Consider the following 22,040-nt stretch of genomic DNA (forward strand, 5'->3'; position numbering starts at 1 on the left):
AAGTAGTGTCCAGGCATGCCGCAATTTCGGTTGTCTGAGGCCGCTCGTCTGCTCGGCGTCAGCGACGACACCGTCCGCCGCTGGGTGCGCGCGGGCCAGTTGACCGCGTTCGACGACTCGGCGGGCCGCAAGGTCGTCGACGGCGCCGAGCTCGCCGCGTTCGCCAAGGCGCAGGCCGAACAGCCCGAAGATCCCTCGAACATCGGCCGCTCCGCGCGCAACCGGTTCGTCGGGCTGGTCACCGAGGTCATCACGGACAAGGTGATGGCGCAGGTCGAGCTGCAATGCGGCCAGCACCGGGTGGTCTCCCTGATGAGCGCCGAAGCCGTCCGCGAACTCGGGCTGCGGCCCGGGGTGCTCGCGGTCGCCGTCGTCAAGGCGACCACCGTCGTGGTCGAAACCCCGGAAGGAAGCCGATGAGGAGACTCGTCCCCACCCTGCTCGCGCTGGCGCTGGCCGCGACGGCCTGTGGTTCCGAGGAGCCCGCCGCCCAGCAGGCGGAGGCCAAGACGCTGACCGTGTTCGCGGCGGCGTCGCTGACCGAGTCGTTCGGGGCACTCGGCAAGCAGTTCGAGGCGCAGCACGCCGGGGTGACCGTGAAGTTCAGCTTCGAGGGCTCCTCGGCGCTGGTCCAGAAGCTGACCCAGGGCGCGAAAGCGGACGTCTTCGCCTCCGCCGATCAGGCCAATATGGACAAGGCCACCAAGGGCGAGGTGATCGACGGCCAGCCGTCGGTGTTCGCCACCAACCGGCTCGCGATCGCCGTCGGCAAGGGCAACCCCAAGGGCATCAAGGGGCTGGCCGATCTCGCGAAGGACGGGCTGACCGTGGTCGTCTGCGCGCCGCAGGTGCCGTGCGGGTCGGCGGCGAAGAAGGTCCAGCAGTCGTCCGGGGTCACGCTCAAGCCCGCGAGCGAGGAGCAGGACGTCAAGTCGGTGCTCGCGAAGGTGCAGTCGGGCGACGCCGACGCCGGACTCGTCTACGTCACCGACGCGACGTCCGCGGCCGCGAAGGTGGACAAAGTGGACTTCCCCGAAGCCGCGGGTGCGATCAACAACTACCCGATCGCGGTGGTGAAAGACGCTCCCCAGGCGGCTCTCGCGAAGCAGTTCACCGACTTCGTCCTCGGCGCCGAGGGCAAGAAGGAACTGGCGAAGGTCGGTTTTGGCGCGCCCTGATCCCGCACTTACCGCATCCAGAGGACGAAACGCGGGAGCCGGGGTGCCCTGGGTGCTCTGGCCACCGGCCGTATGCGCGCTGGCGCTGGTGGTGCTGCCGGTCGTCGGCCTGCTGGTGCGCTCGGACCTGACCCGCTTCCCGGACCTCATCACCTCGACGTCCTCGCTGAACGCGCTCAAGCTCTCCCTGATCACCGCCGGACTGTCCACTGTGGCCTGCGTGCTGCTCGGCGTCCCGCTCGCCGTGGTGCTCGCGCGATCGAGGACGCGGGGCATCCGCGTCCTGCGCGCGGTGGTGCTGCTGCCGCTGGTCCTGCCGCCGGTGGTCGGCGGTCTGGCACTGCTGTACCTGCTGGGCCGCAAGGGTTTCCTGGGTGTGCTGGTGACCGCCCTGACCGGTGAGCAGGTGCCGTTCACCACGGCCGCGGTGGTCATCGCGCAGACGTTCGTCGCGATGCCGTTCCTGGTGGTCAGCCTCGAAGGCGCGCTGCGCGGTGCCGGTGACCGGTACGAACGGGTCGCTTCGACGCTGGGCGCCAAACCGTGGACGGTCTTCCGCCGGGTCACGCTGCCGCTGCTGCTGCCCGCCCTCGGTTCGGGCATCGTGCTGAGCTTCGCGCGGGCGCTGGGCGAGTTCGGCGCCACGATCACCTTCGCCGGCAGCCTCGAAGGCGTGACCCGGACTTTGCCGCTGGAGGTCTACACCCAGGCCGAGGTCGACGTCGACAGCGCCGTGGCGCTCGCGCTGCTGCTCATCCTGGTCGCCGTCGCGGTGATCGCGCTCGCCCGGCCGCGTGCGCTGGAAGGAGTCCGGTCGTGACCCTTTCGGCCGAGATCGCCCTCCGGCGCGGCGAGTTCGCCTTGGACGTCGAGTTCGAGGTCCCCGACGGCGGTGTGCTCGCCCTGCTCGGGCCGAACGGCTCGGGGAAGTCCACCGTGCTCGGTTGCCTGGCGGGCCTGCTCCGGCCCGACCGCGCGCGGATCACCCTGGACGGCCGGGGCCTGGCGGGCCTGCCGTCGCACGCGCGCGGTATCGGCCTGCTCTCCCAGGACGCCCTGCTCTTCCCGCATCTGTCCGCTTTGGACAACGTCGCCTTCGCGCCGCGCTCGACCGGCGCCGGACGCGCCGAGGCGAAGAGGCGTGCGCGGGAGTGGCTGACCGAAGTGGACGCGCTCGAACTGGCCGGACGGCGGCCCGCGCAGCTCTCCGGCGGGCAGGCGCAGCGGGTCGCGATCGCGCGGGCACTGGCGGCCGAGCCCGGGCTTCTGCTGCTCGACGAGCCCTTCGCGGCTCTTGACGTCGACGCGGCGCCTGCCATCCGAGGCCTGCTTCGACGAGTACTGCGCTCCGGACCGCCGACCGTGCTGGTCACCCATGACCCGCTCGACGCGCTGGCGCTGGCCGATCACGTCGCCGTCCTCGACGGCGGCCGGATCGTCGAACGCGGCGAGACCCGGAAGGTCCTGGCCGCACCCCGCACGGCGTTCACCGCGCGGATCGCCGGGCTGAACCTGGTGCCGGGTGTCGCCGTCGAAGGCGGTTTGCGCACGTCAGGCGGACAGTTGGCCGGAATCCCGGCGGAGGACGTCATCGAGGGCGAAGCGGCCGTAGCGGTCTTCCCGCCCAGCGCCGTCGCCGTGTACCTCAAGGACGGCGAGCACCGGGGGAGTCCGCGTAACACCGTCGAGGGAATCGTCGACGCGCTCGAACCACACGGACCGGTGATCCGCGTCCGGGCTCGCGGCGACGACTGGGCGGCGGGTCTCGCCGCCGATCTGACCCCCGCCGCGGTCGCCGAACTGGCGCTCGAACCCGGCACACCGGTCAATCTTTCGGTCAAGGCGGCGTCCGTGACTGTCCACGCCGTCGCGGATCATTAGGGTGGGACCCATGAACGAGCGCCGTTGGACCTACCTCAGCGACATGGATGGCGTGCTGGTCAAGGAGGAGCACCTCGTGCCCGGCGCGGACGAGTTCCTCAAGGAACTGCGCGCCAACGACATCGGCTTCCTGGTGCTGACCAACAACTCGATCTACACCCCGCGTGACCTGCGGGCGAGGCTCGAGCGGACCGGTCTCGACATCCCCGAGGAGGCCATTTGGACCTCCGCGCTGGCGACCGCGAAGTTCCTCGCCTCGCAGCGGCCGAACGGCTCGGCGTTCGTGATCGGCGAAGCCGGGCTCACCACGGCGCTGCACGAGGTCGGCTACGTGCTGACCGAACGTGACCCGGACTACGTCGTCCTCGGCGAGACGCGCACGTACAGCTTCAGCGCGATCACCCGCGCGATCAGGCTGATCGAGGGCGGCGCGAAGTTCATCGCCACGAACCCCGACGCGACCGGCCCGAGCGTGGAGGGCTCGATGCCCGCCACCGGCTCGGTCGCCGCGCTGATCGAGAAGGCGACCGGCCGCTCGCCGTACTACGTCGGCAAGCCGAACCCGTTGATGATGCGCTCGGCGCTGCGGCGGCTCGGCGCGCATTCGGAGTCGACGCTGATGATCGGCGACCGGATGGACACCGACGTCCACTCGGGAATCGAGGCCGGGCTGCAGACGATCCTGGTGCTGACCGGCATCTCCAGCCGGGAGAGCGCCGAGCACTATCCGTACCGGCCGACCATGATCATCGACTCGATCGCGGATCTGGTCGGGCGGACCGGTGACCCGTTCGGAGAAGGCTGAACGAGGCGATGGCGGGCGGAGGGATTATCGTCACAGAGATGCACGACGATCAGCCTCCGTCCCCGACCTATGTGGTCGGTGACGTGCACGGACACCGGGACGAGCTGGCCGGGGCGCTCCGGGAGAAGGGGCTGCTCGACTCCGACGACGACTGGGCCGGCGGTGAAGCGACCCTCTGGTTCCTCGGCGACTTCGTCGACCGGGGGCCCGACGGTGTCGGCGTCATCGACCTGGTGATGCGGCTGGAACGGCAGGCCGCCACGGCGGGCGGGCACTGCGGGACACTGCTGGGCAACCACGAGATCCTGCTGCTCGGGATGTACCACTTCGGCGACACGGAGGTGCCGTCCGACTTCGGTCCGCGCAGCTTCGCCCGCAGCTGGGAGATCAACGGCGGACTGCTCTCCGACCAGGACAGGCTCACCCCGCAGCATATCGAGTGGCTGTCCTCGCGCCCGATGCTGACGCTGGCCGCGGACCACCTGCTGATGCATTCGGACACGCTCGAGTACCTCGACTGGGGCGAGGACATCGACGGGATCAACGCCCGCGGCCGCGAGATCCTCGAAGGCAGCGACATCCAGGCCTGGTGGGACGTGTGGCGGCGGATGACCACGCGCTACGCCTTCCGCGGTCCGGAAGGCGCCGACGTCGCGCAGCAGCTCATGGACCGGCTCGGCGGCGAGCGGATCGTGCACGGGCACAGCGTCATCGCCGACCAGCTCGGGATCCACCCCGCGCAGATCGAGGGGCCGTACCTCTACGCGGGCGGGAAGGCGCTGGGGATCGACGGCGGGTTGTTCGTCGGCGGCCCTTGCCTGATCATCCCGCTGCCCTGGGAGCCCGAGGACTGAGCGCTTACGGGATTTCGACGATCTCCTTGCCCAGCGGCATCAGCGAGACCGGGATCATCTTGAAGTTCGCCACGCCCAGCGGGATCCCGATGATCGTGATGCACAGCGCGACCCCGGTCAGCACGTGCCCGATCGAGAGCCACAGCCCGGCGAAGAGGAACCAGATGACGTTGCCGATCGTCGACGCGGCGCCGGCGTCGCGCCGGTCCACCACGGTGCGGCCGAACGGCCAGAGCGCGTAGGCCGCGATCCGGAACGACGCCAGCCCGAACGGGATGGTGACGATCAGGATGCAGCAGATGATGCCGGCGACGATGTAGCCGAGTGCCATCCACAGGCCGCACAGCACGAGCCAGATGACGTTCAGGATCAGGCGCATCAGACGTGCAACTCCCCACTGGCCACGGTGACCGCCTGCCCCGAGAGCAGGACGCGGTCGCCTTCGAGACTCATCCGTACGACGCCCCCGCGCGCCGAGGCCTGCTCGCCGACGAGCTTCTCCCGGCCGAGGCGTGCGGCCCAGTACGGCGCGAGCACGCAGTGCGCGGAGCCGGTGACCGGGTCTTCGTCGATGCCGACGCCCGGCGCGAAGAACCGGGTGACGAAGTCGATCCCGTCGATGTCGCCAGGGGCCGTGACCATCAGCCGTCCGGTCCAGTGCGCGCGCAGCGCGGCCAGGTCCGGCTTCAGCGACCTGACCACGGAAGCGTCGTCCATCACCGCGAACAGGTTCTGGTGACTCCGCCCGACGTACTCGAACTCAAGGTCCGGAAAGATCGGCGACAGGTCGTCGTCCGACCCGCGGGGCGGATCCGACGGGAAGTCCATCGACACCCAGCCGTCTTCGGCGCGGCAGCGCAACTCGCCGCTTCTCGTCGTGAAGGTCTGCTCGCCGCCCAGGACGTGCGTGGTCGCCAGCGTCGCGTGGCCGCACAGGTCGACCTCGGTCTCCGGCGTGAACCAGCGAAGCGACTTCGGGCCTTCGCCACCGACCTCGACGAAGGCCGTCTCGGCGTGCTTCAACTCGGCCGCGACGGACTGCATCCAGCCCGCGTCGCCCGGCGAGTCCAGCAGCACGACTCCGGCGGAATTACCGGCGAAGGCCTCGGAGGTGAAGGCATCGACGATGTAGAGGCGCATGTCTTCGACGATATCGGGCACGGCGGGACCCGGCCTCCGGGTTTCCCCTGAGGTGGCGCGGGTCTCCACTTGCAGGTGGCCGCCGTCACGCCGGGTTCTTAGACTCGACGCGTCGATGCCGCCGAACGCAGGAGTCTCCATGTCCGACGCCCCCGCCTTACCGAGTTACGCATCGGGAATCTCGGACACCCCGCTGCTGGGGGACACCATCGGCGACAACTTCGATCGCACCGTCGCCGCCTTCGGTGATCGGGACGCGCTGGTCGACCGCGCGGCCGGGGAACGCTGGACCTACACCGAACTCGCCGCCGAGGTGAACGCGCTCGCGCTGGGCCTGCTGGACCTCGGGATCGCCAAGGGCGACCGCGTCGGCATCTGGTCGCCGAACCGGTGGGAGTGGACCTGCGTCCAGTATGCGACCGCGAAGATCGGCGCGATCCTGGTCAACATCAACCCGGCGTACCGTTCGCACGAACTCGAGTACGTGCTGAACCAGGCCGGGATCAAGCTCATCGTGGCCGCGAACTCGTTCAAGACCTCGGACTACGCGGGCATGATCGCCGAAGCGGGCCCGAAGTGCCCGGCGCTGGAACACGTCGTACTGCTGGACAGCCCCGCTTGGCCGTCGATGCTGGAGATCGGCGGTAAGGCCGACCCGGCGCGGCTCGCGAAGCGCCAGAGCGAGCTGTCCGCGGACGACCCGATCAACATCCAGTACACCTCGGGCACCACGGGTTTCCCCAAGGGCGCCACGCTGTCCCACCACAACATCCTCAACAACGGCTACTTCGTCGGCGAACTCTGCAACTACACCGAAGCCGACAAGGTGTGCATCCCCGTGCCCTTCTACCACTGCTTCGGCATGGTGATGGGCAATCTCGCGGCGACGACGCACGGCGCGTGCATGGTCATCCCGGCGCCCGCGTTCGAGCCGAAGGCCACCCTCGAAGCCGTCGCGGCCGAGAAATGCACGTCGCTGTACGGGGTTCCGACGATGTTCATCGCCGAACTCGCCGACCCGGACTTCGCCTCCCACGACCTGTCGTCGCTGCGCACCGGGATCATGGCGGGCTCGCCCTGCCCGGTCGAGGTGATGAAGCAGGTCATCGACCGAATGGGCATGACGGAGGTGTCGATCTGCTACGGCATGACCGAGACGTCGCCGGTGTCCACCCAGACCCGCGCGGACGATTCGGTCGAGCGGCGGGTGTCGACGGTCGGGCGGGTCGGGCCGCATCTGGAGGTCAAGGTCGTCGATCCGGAGACCGGGCTGACCGTGCCGCGCGGCGAGCCGGGTGAACTCTGCACCCGCGGCTACTCGGTGATGCTCGGCTATTGGGAGCAGGCCGACAAGACGGCCGACGCGATCGACGCGGCGCGCTGGATGCACACCGGCGACCTCGCGATCATGGACGCCGACGGGTACGTCAACATCACCGGCCGGATCAAGGACATGGTCATCCGCGGCGGGGAGAACCTGTACCCGCGCGAGATCGAGGAGTTCCTCTACACCCATCCGGACATCCTCGACGCGCAGGTCATCGGCGTCCCGGACGAGAAGTACGGCGAGGAACTGATGGCGTGGGTCCGCATGCGCGAGGGCGCGGCGCCGTTGACGGCCGAAGCGGTGCGGGAGTTCTGCGAGGGGAAGCTGGCGCGCTACAAGATCCCGCGCTACGTCCACGTCGTCGAGGAGTTCCCGATGACGGTGACCGGCAAGGTGCGCAAGGTCGAGATGCGGGCGGAGTCGATCAGCATCCTCGGCCTGGAATCGGCGGCCGGCGCGAAGCACGCCTGACCGTCGCTTCGGAGGCCTGTCCGCGTCGGATGGGCCACCCGCGCGGTGCGATCGTTCACAGCTTTCGTACGCATGAGGCGGCGCTACGACGGGGAATTCTCATGCGTACGATCCGCCGCACCATCGCCGCTTCGGCAGCACCGAGGTCCAGGCCGGCCCGGACGGCGCAGCGACGTACCAGGAGCACAGCGGCTGGGCGGGGCCAGGACGGTGCCGGGTCCAGTGAGACCCACTCCAGCACCGACGGCGGCCACGACCAGGGCGGCCTGAGCGGCACCCTCGGCGCGATCGGGCTCTGACCGTAAGGGCCCTTTCAACCCGAGTTGACACTTCGGGGCAACCTGTCACATCTACGGGGCGTGTCCTCTACGCGGCAGAAGTTCCCGCAGGGCGCGGGGCGATGGGGAGCCGCGTAGGGGAAACATGTTCGTGCAACGGGGTAGACGGCTACTCGCCATGGCCGCGGTCGCGGTGGCTCTTCCGTTCTCCCTCCCCGCGGTGGCGACCGCGGCGGCGGGGCCGATCGAACTCGGCGTCGTGCCCGGTACCGACGACACGTGGGTGACGGCGATCGGTGACCGTGGGCAGCTCATCGGGGAGTCTTGCGCCAACGGACCGCACTCGCACTCGTGCGTCGCGGCGAAATGGGACAAGGCAGGCCGGGTCACCGAGCTGAAGCCTCTGCCCGGCGGGTTCGCGGCGGCGAAAGCGGTCAACGCGAGCGGGGTGATCGTCGGCGCGTCGAATGTGCGTGCCGTGCTCTGGTCCCAGGACGGTTCGATCACCCAGTTGGCCGCGCCGCCGGGCGGCTCGACCTCGGAAGCGAACGGGATCAGCTCGACCGGCATCGTCGTCGGCTCGGGTTCGACGAGTGACAGCCGTGGACGCGGTTTGCGCTGGGACTCGGCCGGGAACGTCTCGGTGCTCGCCGCGCCGCCACTGGCGGGGAACTACTCCGCGACCGCGATCAGCCGGGACGGCCGGTTCATCGCCGGGCAGCTCCGCGGGGACGACGGCAGCTTCCGGGTCCTGCGCTGGGACGCCACCGGTGCGGTCACCATGCTCGGCCCGGACAGCGAACTCAGCTCGTTCAAGGAGCTGAACGCCTCCGGTGAGATCGTCGGCCGGACGACGATCAACGACCGGTACGCGGCGGTGAAATGGACCGCGGACGGCCGCATGATCGAACTCGGCTGGATCAACTCGTATGCCACGGATGTGCTGGCACTCAACGGATCCGGGGTCTCGGCCGGGTCGGGCTACACCGACGCCACCGGTACTTACGCGGCGGTCCGGTGGGCCGCGGACGGGACGATGACCCGGCTGTCCGCCGAACTCGAAGGCAGTGCCGAGGACATCGACGCGCGGGGCCGGGTCGTCGGCGCGAGCGCGGGGAAGGCCACGCTCTGGGACGCGAACGGCGTACGAACCGACCTCGGCACGCTGCCGGGCGGCGGTTTCAGCCGGGCGCAGCTGATCGGCCTGGACGGGACGATCGCGGGCGGCGCGGTCACCGCGGGCGGTGACTGGCACGCCGTCTACTGGCCCGCCAGGTAAGTCCGTGAAGGTCTCCTTCCCTACTCTCTCAGGGTAGGGAAGGAGGCCTTCACGACCTTTCACGCCGCGGAGTTGGCGGCCACCTCGGCGATCGCCTTCGCGTCTTCTTCGCCGAAGGTCTCTTCGAGGTTCTCCGGCGAGTAGTCGAGGTCGATCTGCTCCACCGGCATCCCGCGCGCGGACTCGATCGCGCCGAGGCGCCGCTGCGCCCGGTCCGCCGCGTACTGGATGATCTCCTGCGGATCGTTGTCGAACGGGATCTCCTCGAACTGGTCCTGCACCCACTGGATCATGTCGAGCGCGTGGGGAAGCAGCTCGCCCATCCGCTGCTGAACCGCGTCCCACAGCGAGTCGTCCGCGGCGACGTGACGTCGGCAGGTGAAGGTGCCCCAGGCCATGTGGCGGCGTTCGTCGTCGCCGATGCGGCGGATCAGTTCCTGCATGCCCGGCAGGATGTCGTGCTGTGTGCAGATCAGCTGCCACGTGTAGTACCCGGTCAGCGCGAGACTGCCTTCGATGACGTGGTTGTAGGTGACGCTCGCGCGGATCTGGTTGAGCGGACTGGGATCGTCCTCCAGCGCGCGCAGGGACCGCGGCAGCTCTTCGTAGAAAAGCTTGCGGTAGTGCGGATTCTCCGCGACGTACGGATGCAGGTCCGCGGTCAGCCCGACGGCGTCCATCCAGCGGCGGAACACCTCGGTGTGCTTGGCCTCTTCGAAACAGAACTGCGTCAGGTACATCTCGTCGCCGAAGCGGCCTGTCGCGGACATCGCCCGCATGAACGGCTGGATGTCTTCGGTGACCGCCTCTTCGCCCGCGATGAACTGCGCCACCAGGTACGTCGTCGACCGCCGCTGTTCCGGGTTCAGGGTCTCCCAGCCCTCGCGTTCCCGCGAGAAGTCGATGTCGGCGGGGTTCCAGAACTTCTTGTTGCCTTTGGCGAACAGCCGCAGCGGGAACGAGTCCCAGTTCAGCCCGCCTTCGCGCAACGAGGAAAAACCGGTCCGCAGCTCGGGAAGCGTGTCGGTCACAAGGTCTCCTTCGAATCGGTGGTCAGCGCCCGGATGGCGGGCGCCAGCACGGCTACGACAGAGGCCGCCGCCTCGCCCGCCGAATGCGTCGGCATGACGAGATGGGACAGGGAAAGCCGCACGACGGTCTCTGCCAGCAGCCCCGCGGACTCCGGTGAGAGCGACGGTTCGAACTCGCGGTACTGCTCGGCCGCGACTTCGGTGGCCGCGGTCAGGATCGGCTCGCCCTTGGTGGTGAGCAGGGGAAGAAGGTCTTCGCCGGCTTCGGTGCCGAGCGTGGTGGCGACGAGCCGGTTCTCCCGGGCGTGCTCGATCGTGTAGACGACAGCCTCGCGGATGCCGTCGAGCAGGTCCCGCGCGTCCTCGACCCGCAGCCGGATGCCTTCCAGGAACTCCGACGTCGTCCGCAGGACCACGGCCTCGGCGAGCGCGGCCTTGTTGCCGAACTCGTTGTAGACGGTCTGCCTGCTCACCCCGGCGCGCGCGGCGACGTCCGCCATCCGCAGCGCCGTGAAACCGCGCTCGGCGAGCAGTTCCGTGGCGGCGTCGAGCAGTGCCTCCCGCAGAGAGGCCTTGGTCCGATCGGAGAAGCTCGTGATCTCGCCCACACTTCCAGCTTGACACAGATCACGTCCATGTCAAAGGAGTTGACGAGCGCCTGGCCGATGTAAATCAGTCGGTGGTGGCGGCTACCGTGACCTGGTGGGCATCACCGTGGGGTTCGACCTCGACATGACACTGATCGATCCGCGGCCGGGCATGGTCGCGGTGATGAACGCGCTCGGCGTGGAATCCGGGCTGCCGCTGGACGGCGAGTTCTTCGCGGCCAACCTCGGCCCGCCCCTCGACGCCAGCCTGCGCGGCTTCGGGGCGCCGGAGGAGCGCATCCCGGAACTGGTCACGCGGTTCCGCGCGATGTACCCCGAGACGGTCGTGCCGGTGACGGTCGCGCTGCCGGGTGCCGCCGAAGCGCTGCACGCCGTCCGTGAGGCGGGCGGGCGCACCGTCGTCGTCACCGGGAAATACGCGCCCAACGCGAAACTCCACCTGGACGCCCTCGGTCTCGAGGTCGACGTCCTGGTCGGAGAGCTGTGGTCGACGGAGAAGGCCGCCGCGCTCACCGAGCACGGCGCCCGTGTCTACGTCGGGGACCACCTCGGTGACGTCCGCGGCGCGCTGGCGGCCGGCGCGGTACCCGTCGGGGTCACGACGGGCCCGTGCACCAAGGCCGAACTGCTCGCGGAAGGGGCCGACGTGGTGTTCGACTCCCTGACCGAGTTCCCCGGGTGGTTCAGCTCTTTCGCCGAGCTTCCCTGACCAGCGCGATCAGGCCGAGGGCCAGCCCCAGCGGCGTGACCACGCCCGCCGCGGCGGACAGCCACACCGGCAGGTTCTCCAGCCCGGCGGCGAACAGGACGAAAACCGCTGTGACGGCGATCATGCCCAGCGCGAAAAGGCCGATGCCCACGCGCATGAGGATCGGTTTACGCGGCTTTTCCGGGACGGCCACAGCGGCCTCCTTAACTGCGGTCTCCATGAAGCAGAGGGTATCCGCCGGTATCCGCTTCTCCACAGGGCATGTGTCGAGATACGCTTATGGGACGCGCGCCCTGGGTACGCCCCCGGGCGCGTTCGTCGTGAGCAGGACAGCGAAGGATTGGTGAGGAAAGTGCCGACCGGCAAGGTCAAGTGGTACGACGCGGAGAAGGGTTTCGGTTTCGTCACCCAGGATGGGGGCGCCGACGTCTACATCCGCAAAGCCGCGCTGCCGCAGGGCGTCGAAGGGCTCAAGGCGGGCCAGCGCCTCGAGTTCGGTGTCGCCGACGGCCGCCGCGGCCCGCAAGCGCTCTCCGTCCGGCTCCTGGACCCGCCGCCCTCGGTCGCCGAGGCGCGCCGCCGTCCCGCCGAGGAGCTGCACGGGCTCATCGAGGACATGATCAAGCTGCTGGAGCTCAAGGTGCAGCCGGATCTGCGGCGCAACCGCTATCCGGACCGAAAGAACACCAAGCAGATCGCCGAGATCATGCGCGCCGTCGCCAGGGATCTCGATCCCTGATCGGCGGCCCCCTCCGCAAGCGCTATGAAAGGTCCTTTCCTTGCAAATTTGGCAAGGAAAGGACCTTTCATAGCGTGCGGGAGCTTCAGACGGCCGGTGACTCGACCTGCAGCGACCAGATCGCCGTCGTGACCGCCTCGGCGTCCTCCGGACGTCCGGTCTGGCTGATCACCGAAGCCTGCGCGACCTCGACGACGAGGATCTGGTCGTCGGGCCGGGGCGTCGTCACGGTGTAGGCGAACCGGTCCAGCGACGTGATGATGTCCTGCTTCAGTTCCTGCGGCTCGCCCTGCGCGTTCACGTACTGCACCGTGACCTTCCACGGCGTTTCCGCGATCGCGCTCGGCACCGAGATCTGCACCGGCTTCCCCGGCCGGACGCGCAGCTTGCCCGCGGAGTCGGGCCTGGTGGTGCACTGGGCGCTCTTGACGTCGCAGGACGCCAGCGGGAAGACGTTCACCGTCTTCCCGTCGGCGAAGAAGGTCACCTCTTCGGGGCCGGGGGCCGAGCAACCGGCCACCACGAAACCACCCGCCGCGAGCAGGGCCAAAATACGAAGTCGCCGCATACGGTGCAGATTACGAGCCCGGCCGCCACCGGGAGCCACCGGCCTCCGAGGGGATGGGCGATTCGCTGGTCGGCTCGGGACGCAGCGGCCGGTCGCCGCCGAGCCCCGGGACCAGCGAGGTGCCGCGCCGCACCATGAACGTCTGCGTGAACCCGACGGCCAGCAGGATCGACAGCACCAGGAACCCGATCCAGTACGTCGGCGGCAGCAGCAGGCCGACGGCGCCGCCGAAGCACCAGCACATCTGCAGCACGGTCTCGGACCGGCCGAACGCCGACGCGCGAGACTCCTCCGGGAGGTCTTCCTGGATGACGGCGTCGAGGCTGATCTTCGCCAGCGCGCTCGCTGTCGCGCCGACGAGCGCGACGATCGCCGCCGTCGCCAGCCCGGCCGCCACGGTGGCGATGACCGCCATGCCGAGGCAGGCCCCGACACAGGCCAGGATCACCTGATCCGGTTTGCCGAAGTGCAGCCGCGAACCCAGCGCGTTCCCGAGGAACCCGCCCGCCCCGGCCGCGGCGCCGATGATGCCGAGCAGCAGCAACTGGTTGACCGGGCTCTGCCCGCTGCCCTCGGTCTGAGCCTTCACCGCGAACGCGGAGAACATCATCAGGAACCCGGTCAGCACCCGGATGGAACCGTTGCCCCACAACGAGACGACGATATGCCGTCCCATCGGCTGACGCTGCTTCTTGATCCGCCTGTCCGGATGCGCGGACAGCGACGCCGGGACCTCGCCCTCGGTCTTCTCGACCCACGACGGGATCCGCATCGACTGCACCGCGGCGGCGACGCAGATCGCCATGGTGAACCACAGCGCGCCCGGCGAACCCCACAGCGCGTTGAACCCGCTCGCCAGCGCGCCGAACGCGCCGGCGGCGACCAGGCCGAACACGGTGAGCCGGGCGTTCGTCTTCGAAAGGGTGATCTCGGGCGGCAGCACCCGGGGCGTCACCGCCGACTTGAGCACGGTGAACGACTTGGAGAGCACCATCATGCCCAGCGCCGCCGGGTACAGGAGCCAGTCGTCGAAGTGCAGCGCCATCACGACGGCCATCAGTGCCTGCCCCGCCGAGGACACGCACATGGCGAGCCTCCGGCCGCGCTGGATCTTGTCCAGCGCCGGGCCGATCACCGGCGCGACCAGCGCGAACGGAGCGATCGTGATGAGCAGGTAGAGCGCGACCTTGCCCTTGCTCTCCCCGCTCGTGGCGGCGAAGAACAGGGTGTTGGCCAGCGCGATCGCCATCGCGGCGTCGCTGGCGTAGTTCAGCATCACCGCGTACGTCAGCGAGGTCAGACCCGATTTGTCGGCGCCGTCCGCCTTCGTCGCGCGCTGGAACGCGCCGACGGCCTGCCCGGTGAGCTGACGGCTGCGCATCGCCGCGACCCGGGTGACCGTGATCTTCTTCGGCATCTTCGGCAGGGCGCCCGCCCGCGGCGGGACCGCGGTCGTCGGGTTCTCCTGCACGTACTCCGGCGTCTCACGCGGCTCGCCCGCGTAGCCGCCGGTGTCGTAGTGCTCGTACTCGCCGCTGCCCGGCGGCTGATCGTCGTAGAACCCGCCCGGACCACGCCGGACAGGCTCGGTCTGCCGCTGCGACTGGTCCGGATACGGTCGCGCGCCGCGAGGAGGAGTTTGCGGTGGTCGCGGCGGCGGTGGCTGGTGGTGTCCCATCGGGATCGCGCTGGTGCGCGCCTCGTCGGCGGTCGGCCCGTCCGGATACGGCTGGTACCGGGGCTGCGGTTGCGGCTGGGACTGGGGTTGAGGCTGCGGCTGGGGGCGGGCCGCGCGCGGCGGGGGCGGCGGCACCGGCTGCTGGTCGACCCTGGTCGGCGGCGGCGCGGACCAGCCGCGCGCCTGGGCGGCACCGGGCTCCGGCGTCCACTTCCGCTTGCTCCTGCGGCCGCGCTCCTTGCCCGACCGGCCGGAACGCGTGCCGTCGGGTCCAGAGTTCGAGCCGAAGATTCCCACCCCTCAATCCTGCCTTACGCGGGACCCGCTTCGCGCGTTCACCACTGCTTTCGCTGACTTTCTAGGTCACGGGGACGAACTTCACCCGGAACATCTTGGGCCAGAGCTTGCCGGTGATCAGGAATTCGTCGGTCCCGGGCACCGCCGCGATGCCGTTGAGGACGTCCGCGGAACCCTGTTCCCCGGCGGTGAGGAGCCCCGACGCGTCGATCTCGCCGGTGACCCGCCCGGTCGAGGCGTCGATCCGCAGGATCCGGTCGGTCTGCCAGACGTTCGCGTACACCGAGTCCCCGGCGCATTCCAGTTCGTTCAGCTGGTCACGCCCGACGTCGACGCTGCCTGTCGGCGCGAAGGACACGGGGTCGCGGAAGGTCAGCTTCGACGAGCCGTCGCTCATCACCAGCTGCCCGGTGCTCTCCCGATGGCACAGGCCCCAGCCCTCGCCCGGGTAGTTCACGCGCCTGCGCTCGGCGAGCGTCTTGGCGTCGCGTTCGATCGCGACGCCGTCCTGCCAGGTGATCTGCCAGGCCGTCGGCCCGAGCACGGTGATGCCCTCGCCGAAGAGTCCCGGCAGTTCTTGCCGGACCGACGGCGCCGCGCCCGCGGGTCCGGCCCGCATCGACGACTTCCCGACCAGGCCTGTCCCCTCGTACAGCGTCTCGCCGGAGAACTCGAGGCCCTGGGTGAAGGCGCCCGGGTCGTGGGGCAGCGTCGAGAGCACCTGAACCTTGAGTTTCGCGGGCGCGGGAGGGGCGGCGTCGCTCACCGGCGCGGCGGCGCAGCCACCGAGAACGGCGGCCAGCAGGAGCGAGGTGGTCATCAGCGTGCGCACGCGGACAGCCTGACACGGACCGCGATATCGCGTGCGGCAGAATGGGGGCATGACCCTGTTGTTGACCCTGGACGACGGCTCTATCCAGCGCAAACTCGCCGAGGCGGTCGATCTGGCCCGCGCGGCGGTGCTGGACGACGCCGGTGCCGAACAGGTCGGCGCGCACGTCGGCGTGGACCGGGAGGACGCGGTTTCCGCGAGCCACCTGTTCGAGGCGACGGTGACGGGGTATCGCGGCTGGCGCTGGTCGGTGACGGTCGCGCTCGCCGGCGATGACGAGCCGATCACGGTCAGCGAGGTCGTGCTCATCCCGGGCCCGGACGCGCGGGTCGCCCCGGCGTGGGTGCCGTGGGACCGCCGTGTCCAGGCGGGTGACCTCGGTGTCGGCGACATCTTCCCGGTGGAGAAGGACGACCCGCGGCTCGCCCCGGCGTACCTGGAGTCCGACGACCCCGCGGTCGAAGAGGTCGCCAAGGAGACCGGTCTCGGCCGGGTCCACGTGCTGTCGCGGTACGGCAGGCTCGACGCCGCCGCCCGCTGGCACGAGGGCGAGTTCGGCCCGCGTTCGGACATGGCCCGCAGCGCGCCGGACGTCTGCGGGAGCTGCGGGTTCTTCGTGTCGCTCGCGGGGTCGCTCAGCGCGGCCTTCGGCGCGTGCACCAACGACATCTCCCCGGCGGACGGCCACGTCGTCGACGTCGGGTACGGCTGCGGCGCGCACTCCGAGATCGAGGTCGAGGTGACCTCGTCGGTGCCGGTGGCGGAACTGGTCTACGACGACTCGCTGATGGACTTCGAGTCCGCGCCGGAGGCGCCCGCCGAGCCTGCTGAGGCTGCCGAGCCCGAGGCCGCCGAGCCCAAGGCTGACGAGGCCGAGTCCGAAGCCGCCGCCGAGGCTGAGCCCAAGGCCGAAGCCGTCGAAGCTGCCGCCGAGCCTGCCGAAGCCACGGTCGTCGACGAGTCCGAGGCCCCGGTGGCCGAGGTGCCCGAGACCGCCGAGGTCCAGCAGGAGGTCGAGCCCGAGGCCGAAAGCGCCAGTGAGCACTGACCCGTTCGGAACGGAGCGGTTGCGTGCCGCCGTTCTGCGCGCGTGGGCGGATTCGCCGACGCGGTTCACCGAGGACACCAACACCGAGAACGACCTGCGGGTCGGCGGGTACCGGGACAGGCTGTTCGTCGAACTGGCGCAGAACGCCGCCGACGCCGCGCTGGCCGCCGGTGAGCGCGGCAGGCTCCGGGTGTCCGTTGTGGACGGTGAGCTGAGGTTCGCCAACACCGGCGCGCCGCTGGACGCCCGCGGGGTCGAATCCCTTGCCTCCCTTCGTGCTTCCGGCAAGGGTGACGAGACCGTCGGCCGGTTCGGCGTCGGGTTCGCCGCCGTGCTCACGGTTTCCGCCGAACCGAGGATCGTTTCGTCGACCGGTGGGGTCGCGTTCTCCGCGGAGCGCACGCGAGCCGAGGCCGCCCGCACCGGCGACGTTCCCGTGCTCCGGCTCCCGTGGCCGGTCGCGGACGGCGAACCTCCCGTGCCCGAAGGCTTCACCACCGAGGTCCGGCTCCCGTTGCGCGAGGGCGTCGACGTCCTCGCCCTGCTGGCGGATCTGAAGAACGACATCGGCGATCTCCTGCTCACGCTGTCCTGGCTGGAGAGCATCGAGGTCGAGGGTGGCGTCTGGCGCCGGATCGACGTCGGTGACGGCGTCGTGGAGCTCTCGTCTCCGGACGGTTCCGCCGAGCACTGGCAGGTCCATCGCGGCGACGTCGTCTGGGCCGTCCCGCTGGACGCGTCCGGTTCGCCGAAGCCGCTTACGGACGACGTCCTGCACGCGCCGACGCCCACCGACGACGAGCTTTCCCTGCCCGCGAGGCTGATCGCGACGCTGCCGATCGAGCCGTCCCGTCGTCGCGCACTACCGGGTCCGGAGCTGACAGTGGCACTGAAGAACGCCGCGCGGGAGTACGTCGCTCTCGTTTGTTCCTTGCCCGGCAAGGAACGTCTGGCGCTCGTCCCCGGTGCGACCTTCCCACGTTCCACTGTGGACGGAGCGCTGCGGGAGTCCATTCTGGAGAATCTCGCCGAACTGCCCTGGCTTCCGGCGCAGGAAGGCGACGACCTGCCGGGGCGCCGGGCGCGAGTGCTTTCGGTCGACGTGCCGGATCTCGCGCCGCTGCTGGCCGATCTCGTACCAGGCCTGATTTCACTGTCCGGTGTGGACCTTCGCGCCGTCGGCGCGCAGGCGCTTTCGCCCGCCGAAGCCATCGAACTGCTGACCGGGGCCCAGCGCGAGCCTTCGTGGTGGCGCTCGCTCTACGACGTGCTGCTCCCGGCGCTCGAAGCGCACGACCTCACCAAGGACGACCTCGGCGCCCTGCCGGTTCCGATGTCGGACGGCCGTACCTTGCCCGGAGTGCGCGACGCGCTGCTCGTCGGCGGCTCGGCGGAACTGCTCGAACTTCTGTCCGATGTGGACATCATCGGGCTCCGGCTCGTGCACCCGGTCGCCGCGCATCCGTTGCTGGAACGCTTGGGCGCCAAGCACGCCGAGGCCGGGGACCTGCTCCAAGCCGACGCGCTGAGCGCCGCCGTCGAACGCAGCGTCGAAGACGTCCGGTCCGGTTTGGACGGTATGGCGCTCGCGGGCGCGGTGCTCCGCCTGATCGCCGAGGTCGGCGACGAAGCCCCCGATTGGGCCGGCGCGCTGGCTCTGCCGGGCGAGGACGGCTGGCGGCGTGCGGACGAACTCGTCCTGCCCACGTCGCCGCTGGGCGACATCTTCGACCCCGAGGTGTTCGAAGAAGACGGCGCTTTGTCCGTGCTGGACGAGGAATTCGCCGAAGACTGGCCGGTCGCCACGCTCGTCGCTGTCGGTGTGCTCGATTCCTTCGCGATCATCACCGACGACGAACCGCTGGAGCCCGAGCACGGCCTGCCCGAGGAACACGACTGGTGGGACTCGCGGGAGCGCCCGCCGTCACGGGTGCTCGCGGTGCGCGACCTCGACCTCGTCGGCGACGACGCCTGGCCGGAAGCGCTGCGACTGCTCGCAGCCCGCCCCGAGACCTGGCGTGCTCTCACCGAACCCGGTGGGCACAGCGGCTGGTGGCTCGCGCGGTACGCGCTGCTGGGCGGACACGCGCCGCTCGACTGGCGCATGCCGGAAGCGGCCGCGCTGACCGGGCTCTACGACGTCGTCCCGGATTCGGGGCTGAGCAAGGAGATCCTGCTCGCCGCCGGAGTCCGGACGGAGCTGGGAACGGACGCCGAAGACGTCGAAGACCTCCTGGATCGGCTGGGGGATCCCGAGCGCAAGGTGAGCCCGGGGCTCGCTTCCCGCGCGCACGCGGCGCTCGCGGAGTACACAGTGGACGTCGCGGCGCCGGATCGCGTCCGGGTCGCGGACGGTTCGGCCGTCGACGCTCGCGACGCCGTCGTCCTCGACGTGCCGTGGTTCGCGGCCGTGCTGGCGCCGGAGCGGTTGGTCGTTTCGGCGGGCGGTGCCGTCGAGCTGGCGGAGCTGCTGGACCTGCCGGTGGCGAGCGGTCTCGACGCCAAGGTCACCGAAGACGGCGAGTACGTGCCGTGGACGGAGCTTTCCGCGCTCCGGCTGGCCGCCGATCAGCTGGGTGTCGAACCGCCCGACGGCGGGGTGCTGCTGCACGAGGCGCTGTCGGTGACTTTCGAGGACGCGGAGCGTGAGGTCGCCTGGTGGTCCGACGGCAGGCTGCACGCCGCCGACACCCCCGAAGGCCTCGGCCGTGCCTTCGCCTGGGCCACGGACCGGTGGGCCGATCGCCACGTCCTCACGGCCCTGCTCGAAGACCCCTCACCCTCGGCCCTCCTCAACTAACGCAATTAGTCACCTACTTGCGATGGTCACAGGGCACACACATCGCAAGTAGGTGACTAGTTGCGGGAGAGAATCAGAGGCGCTGGGCGCTTTTCGAGCCCCGCCGGGCGGCGGCGCGCTGCCAGGCGATGATCGCGAGGCCGATGAAGCCGAGCACGAGGCCGGAGAACGCCGTCTGCACCCAGATGCCGTCGGTCACAAAGAACAGGACCACGGTCGCGACGGCGCAGAGCGCGGTACCTACGATCACGACCGGCGTCAGGTCGGTCAGCCGCTTCGGCAGCTCCGGCGTTGGCCGCAATGAACCGTTTACTTCCCCGGAATTGATCGATTCGCCCACGTGGGGAAGGGTACCCGGCAACGGGCGAAGGGTGGTACGCGATGGCGGAGCAGCGCACCCGGTCCACACTGGACCGGTATTTCAAGATCAGCGAGCGCGGCTCGACACCGGGGCGTGAGGTCCGCGGCGGCATCGTCACGTTCTTCACGATGGCCTACATCGTCGTCCTCAACCCGCTGATCATCGGCAGTTTCGCCGCTGACGACGCGGGCGCGCACAAGGACGTCCTCGGCAACATCCTCCCCGTGCCGCAGGTGGCCGCGGTGACGGCGCTGGTCGCCGGGGTGCTGACCATCATCATGGGGCTGGTCGCGAACTACCCGTTCGCGATCGCCACCGGTCTCGGCATCAACAGCCTGATCGCGGTCACCTTCGCCTCCCAGATGACCTGGCCCGAGGCGATGGGCCTGGTGGTGATCGAGGGCCTGGTGATCGTCCTGCTGGTCTTCGCCGGCATCCGGACGGCGGTGTTCAACGCCGTGCCACCCCCGCTCAAGGCGGCGATCGCCGTCGGCATCGGCCTGTTCATCTGCCTGATCGGCCTGGTCGACGCCGGTTTCGTCCGCCGCGTCCCGGACGACGCGAAGACGACCGTGCCGGTCGGGCTCGGCATCAACGGCTCGATCGCGTCGTGGCCGACGCTGGTGTTCGTCGTCGGCCTGCTGGTGACCGGCATCCTGGTCGCGAAACGGGTCAAGGGCGCGATCCTGATCGGTGTCCTCGCCTCGACCGTGCTGGCGATCGTCGTCGAGGCGATCACGAAGGTCGGCCCCTCGAAGGGCGTCAACCCGCAGGGCTGGAACCTCGGCTACCCGGCGCTGCCGGATCAGGTCCTCGGCCTGCCGGACCTCTCTCTGGTCGGCGAGGTCTCCTTCGGCGCCTGGACGCGGTTGCCGATCATCACCGTCGTGCTGCTGGTGTTCACGCTGGTGCTGGCCGACTTCTTCGACACCATGGGCTCGATGACCGGGCTGGCCAAGGAGGGCGGGCTCCTCCCGGAGGACGGCAAGCTCCCCAACGTCGGCAAGGCGCTGTTCGTCGACGGCACCGCCGCGGTGGCGGGCGGCTTCGCGTCGTCGAGTTCGAACACCGTCTTCGTCGAGTCCGCGTCCGGGATCGCCGAGGGCGCCAGGACCGGGCTCGCGAACGTCGTCACCGGCGTGCTCTTCATCGCGGCCATGTTCCTGACCCCGCTCTACCAGGTGGTCCCGGTCGAAGCCGCCGCTCCGGCGCTGGTCGTCGTCGGCGCGCTGATGATGAGCCAGGTCAAGGAGATCGACTTCTCGGACTTCACCGTCGCGCTGCCCGCGTTCCTGACCATCGTGGTCATGCCGTTCACCTACTCGATCGCGAACGGCATCGGTGCCGGTTTCGTCAGCTACGTCGTGCTCCGCGCGGTCTCCGGCCGGGCGAAGGGCATCCACCCGCTTATGTGGGGTATCGCGGTCATGTTCGTGGCCTACTTCGCTGTCGGCCCGATCCAAGCCGCGTTTTCCTGATCGCGCTGACGCGAACAAGTCAGCGGGGCCGTTCGGTGAGAACGTCGCCTTCGCGGGTAAGTGCCCCGCTGCCGCGTTCGCGTGGCCTTCGGCCAAAGAGGCGCGATCGGTGAAGTCTCAGTCGGGCGCCGAGCGTCCTTTGTGAGACCGTATTGGCAGGTCAGGCTACCCGTGGGCGATCTCACGGGACGGTGATCCGATCGTGAGGTATGCTAACTATATGTCCGGAGACACGCACGAGCGCTCATTGGCGAGCCGCCTGCGTCTCGCGGTGGTGCGGCTCAACCGACGGCTACGGGCCCAGCGTGCCAGTGACGGCATCTCGCTGACCCAGGTTTCGGCGCTGTCCACGCTGCACAAATGCGGTGCGCTGACCCCTGGCCAGCTCGCCGCGAAGGAAGGCGTCCAGCCGCCCTCGATGACGAGGGTGATCGCCGCGCTCGAGGAGATGGGTTACGTCGAGCGCAGGCCGCATCCGACGGACGGCCGCCAGGCCATCGTCGAGTTGTCCGGCCGTGGCCGGGCCTACGTGATCGAGCAGATCACCGCGCGGGAGATCTGGCTGGACAAACAACTGGCGGAGTTGAGCGCGGAGGAACGCGAAACGCTCTCTCGCGCCGCCGAGATCATCGACAGGATGGCGGGGAACTAACAGCGGTGACGACCACGGGTAACGAA

The 22,040-nt window shown here is 69.6% G+C and carries 24 protein-coding genes; 15 read left to right on the forward strand and 9 right to left on the reverse strand.

All coding sequences use genetic code 11. The features are described 5' to 3' along the window. Positions 1–15 precede the first annotated feature (15 nt). Genes ACFOSH_RS34995 through ACFOSH_RS35020 form a run of 6 tightly spaced genes read left to right on the forward strand, consistent with a single transcriptional unit; the run spans position 16 to position 4,718 of the window. Positions 16–420 carry a TOBE domain-containing protein gene (locus ACFOSH_RS34995; RefSeq protein WP_378244382.1) on the forward strand — a complete coding sequence of 135 codons (405 nt, stop codon included), beginning with the start codon at positions 16–18 and terminating at the stop codon, positions 418–420. Further along, complete coding sequence (modA, locus tag ACFOSH_RS35000) at positions 417–1,178, forward strand: molybdate ABC transporter substrate-binding protein (RefSeq protein WP_378244384.1); 762 nt, start codon at positions 417–419, stop codon at positions 1,176–1,178. Before ACFOSH_RS34995 ends, modA begins: the two co-directional genes overlap by 4 nt. Positions 1,179–1,221: 43 nt before the next feature. Beyond that, the gene (locus ACFOSH_RS35005; RefSeq protein ID WP_378244386.1) at positions 1,222–1,998 is read left to right on the forward strand and encodes an ABC transporter permease; all 777 of its coding nucleotides are present in this window, start codon (positions 1,222–1,224) and stop codon (positions 1,996–1,998) included. Next, on the forward strand, positions 1,995–3,059 hold the full coding sequence (locus ACFOSH_RS35010; RefSeq protein ID WP_378244388.1) for a sulfate/molybdate ABC transporter ATP-binding protein: 1,065 nt from the start codon (positions 1,995–1,997) through the stop codon (positions 3,057–3,059). Before ACFOSH_RS35005 ends, ACFOSH_RS35010 begins: the two co-directional genes overlap by 4 nt. A 10-nt stretch (positions 3,060–3,069) precedes the next feature. After that, entirely contained in the window at positions 3,070–3,864 is a 795-nt protein-coding gene (locus ACFOSH_RS35015; protein WP_037318851.1) for an HAD-IIA family hydrolase, read from the forward strand. 38 nt (positions 3,865–3,902) lie between these two features. Next, entirely contained in the window at positions 3,903–4,718 is an 816-nt protein-coding gene (locus ACFOSH_RS35020) for a metallophosphoesterase family protein (RefSeq protein WP_378244391.1), read from the forward strand. Positions 4,719–4,722: 4 nt separating this feature from the next. On the opposite strand, the gene ACFOSH_RS35025 is transcribed toward ACFOSH_RS35020, so the two are convergent. Both ACFOSH_RS35025 and ACFOSH_RS35030 read right to left on the reverse strand, forming a co-directional pair. Then, positions 4,723–5,097, reverse strand: a complete 375-nt coding sequence (locus ACFOSH_RS35025) for a YccF domain-containing protein (protein ID WP_378244393.1) — start codon at positions 5,095–5,097, stop codon at positions 4,723–4,725. Continuing rightward, a complete protein-coding gene (locus ACFOSH_RS35030) occupies positions 5,097–5,858 on the reverse strand; it encodes a PhzF family phenazine biosynthesis protein (RefSeq protein WP_378244494.1) in 762 nt (253 codons plus the stop codon). The genes ACFOSH_RS35025 and ACFOSH_RS35030 overlap by 1 nt, the downstream gene beginning before the upstream one ends. Before the next feature lie 139 nt (positions 5,859–5,997). Between ACFOSH_RS35030 and ACFOSH_RS35035 the strand changes: the two genes are divergently transcribed. The 3 genes from ACFOSH_RS35035 to ACFOSH_RS35045 all read left to right on the forward strand — a co-directional run bounded on the left by ACFOSH_RS35035 (position 5,998) and on the right by ACFOSH_RS35045 (position 9,213). Continuing rightward, complete coding sequence (locus tag ACFOSH_RS35035) at positions 5,998–7,656, forward strand: AMP-binding protein (protein WP_378244395.1); 1,659 nt, start codon at positions 5,998–6,000, stop codon at positions 7,654–7,656. Positions 7,657–7,757: 101 nt separating this feature from the next. Next, positions 7,758–7,955: a hypothetical protein gene (locus tag ACFOSH_RS35040; protein WP_378244397.1), complete on the forward strand. Its 198-nt coding sequence runs from the start codon at positions 7,758–7,760 to the stop codon at positions 7,953–7,955. 130 nt (positions 7,956–8,085) lie between these two features. Next, positions 8,086–9,213: a hypothetical protein gene (locus tag ACFOSH_RS35045; protein WP_378244399.1), complete on the forward strand. Its 1,128-nt coding sequence runs from the start codon at positions 8,086–8,088 to the stop codon at positions 9,211–9,213. A gap of 59 nt (positions 9,214–9,272) precedes the next feature. On the opposite strand, the gene ACFOSH_RS35050 is transcribed toward ACFOSH_RS35045, so the two are convergent. Together ACFOSH_RS35050 and ACFOSH_RS35055 are read right to left on the reverse strand one after the other, a co-directional pair. After that, positions 9,273–10,244 carry a R2-like ligand-binding oxidase gene (locus ACFOSH_RS35050; RefSeq protein WP_378244401.1) on the reverse strand — a complete coding sequence of 324 codons (972 nt, stop codon included), beginning with the start codon at positions 10,242–10,244 and terminating at the stop codon, positions 9,273–9,275. After that, the gene (locus tag ACFOSH_RS35055; RefSeq protein WP_378244403.1) at positions 10,241–10,852 is read right to left on the reverse strand and encodes a TetR/AcrR family transcriptional regulator; all 612 of its coding nucleotides are present in this window, start codon (positions 10,850–10,852) and stop codon (positions 10,241–10,243) included. The genes ACFOSH_RS35050 and ACFOSH_RS35055 overlap by 4 nt, the downstream gene beginning before the upstream one ends. Before the next feature lie 94 nt (positions 10,853–10,946). Between ACFOSH_RS35055 and ACFOSH_RS35060 the strand changes: the two genes are divergently transcribed. Beyond that, the gene (locus tag ACFOSH_RS35060) at positions 10,947–11,561 is read left to right on the forward strand and encodes an HAD family hydrolase (RefSeq protein ID WP_378244405.1); all 615 of its coding nucleotides are present in this window, start codon (positions 10,947–10,949) and stop codon (positions 11,559–11,561) included. On the opposite strand, the gene ACFOSH_RS35065 is transcribed toward ACFOSH_RS35060, so the two are convergent. Further along, positions 11,536–11,781 carry a hypothetical protein gene (locus tag ACFOSH_RS35065; RefSeq protein WP_378244407.1) on the reverse strand — a complete coding sequence of 82 codons (246 nt, stop codon included), beginning with the start codon at positions 11,779–11,781 and terminating at the stop codon, positions 11,536–11,538. The genes ACFOSH_RS35060 and ACFOSH_RS35065 overlap by 26 nt on opposite strands. A 132-nt stretch (positions 11,782–11,913) precedes the next feature. Here ACFOSH_RS35065 and ACFOSH_RS35070 point away from each other — a divergent pair, with 132 nt between their 5' ends. Continuing rightward, on the forward strand, positions 11,914–12,300 hold the full coding sequence (locus ACFOSH_RS35070) for a cold-shock protein (RefSeq protein ID WP_016337551.1): 387 nt from the start codon (positions 11,914–11,916) through the stop codon (positions 12,298–12,300). Between the two features lie 85 nt (positions 12,301–12,385). Here ACFOSH_RS35070 and ACFOSH_RS35075 read toward each other — a convergent pair whose 3' ends face one another. The 3 genes from ACFOSH_RS35075 to ACFOSH_RS35085 all read right to left on the reverse strand — a co-directional run bounded on the left by ACFOSH_RS35075 (position 12,386) and on the right by ACFOSH_RS35085 (position 15,675). Beyond that, positions 12,386–12,850, reverse strand: coding sequence for a DUF2771 family protein (locus tag ACFOSH_RS35075; protein WP_449224205.1), 465 nt, complete (start codon positions 12,848–12,850; stop codon positions 12,386–12,388). A gap of 28 nt (positions 12,851–12,878) precedes the next feature. After that, entirely contained in the window at positions 12,879–14,843 is a 1,965-nt protein-coding gene (locus tag ACFOSH_RS35080) for an MFS transporter (protein ID WP_378244411.1), read from the reverse strand. A 61-nt stretch (positions 14,844–14,904) separates the two neighbouring features. Then, entirely contained in the window at positions 14,905–15,675 is a 771-nt protein-coding gene (locus tag ACFOSH_RS35085) for a glutaminyl-peptide cyclotransferase (protein WP_378244412.1), read from the reverse strand. Positions 15,676–15,724: 49 nt separating this feature from the next. Here ACFOSH_RS35085 and ACFOSH_RS35090 point away from each other — a divergent pair, with 49 nt between their 5' ends. Next, the gene (locus tag ACFOSH_RS35090; protein ID WP_378244414.1) at positions 15,725–16,723 is read left to right on the forward strand and encodes a DUF3027 domain-containing protein; all 999 of its coding nucleotides are present in this window, start codon (positions 15,725–15,727) and stop codon (positions 16,721–16,723) included. Next, a complete protein-coding gene (locus tag ACFOSH_RS35095; protein ID WP_378244416.1) occupies positions 16,713–19,523 on the forward strand; it encodes a sacsin N-terminal ATP-binding-like domain-containing protein in 2,811 nt (936 codons plus the stop codon). The genes ACFOSH_RS35090 and ACFOSH_RS35095 overlap by 11 nt, the downstream gene beginning before the upstream one ends. 73 nt (positions 19,524–19,596) lie before the next feature. Here the strand turns inward: ACFOSH_RS35095 and ACFOSH_RS35100 are convergent, their stop codons facing one another. Continuing rightward, positions 19,597–19,824, reverse strand: coding sequence for a DUF2530 domain-containing protein (locus ACFOSH_RS35100; protein ID WP_378244496.1), 228 nt, complete (start codon positions 19,822–19,824; stop codon positions 19,597–19,599). Between the two features lie 80 nt (positions 19,825–19,904). Between ACFOSH_RS35100 and ACFOSH_RS35105 the strand changes: the two genes are divergently transcribed. Both ACFOSH_RS35105 and ACFOSH_RS35110 read left to right on the forward strand, forming a co-directional pair. Next, complete coding sequence (locus ACFOSH_RS35105) at positions 19,905–21,362, forward strand: NCS2 family permease (protein WP_378244418.1); 1,458 nt, start codon at positions 19,905–19,907, stop codon at positions 21,360–21,362. Between the two features lie 220 nt (positions 21,363–21,582). Next, positions 21,583–22,014 carry a MarR family winged helix-turn-helix transcriptional regulator gene (locus ACFOSH_RS35110; protein WP_378244420.1) on the forward strand — a complete coding sequence of 144 codons (432 nt, stop codon included), beginning with the start codon at positions 21,583–21,585 and terminating at the stop codon, positions 22,012–22,014. Positions 22,015–22,040 lie beyond the last annotated feature (26 nt).

Source organism: Amycolatopsis speibonae, assembly GCF_042647925.1.
GTDB lineage: Bacteria > Actinomycetota > Actinomycetes > Mycobacteriales > Pseudonocardiaceae > Amycolatopsis > Amycolatopsis speibonae.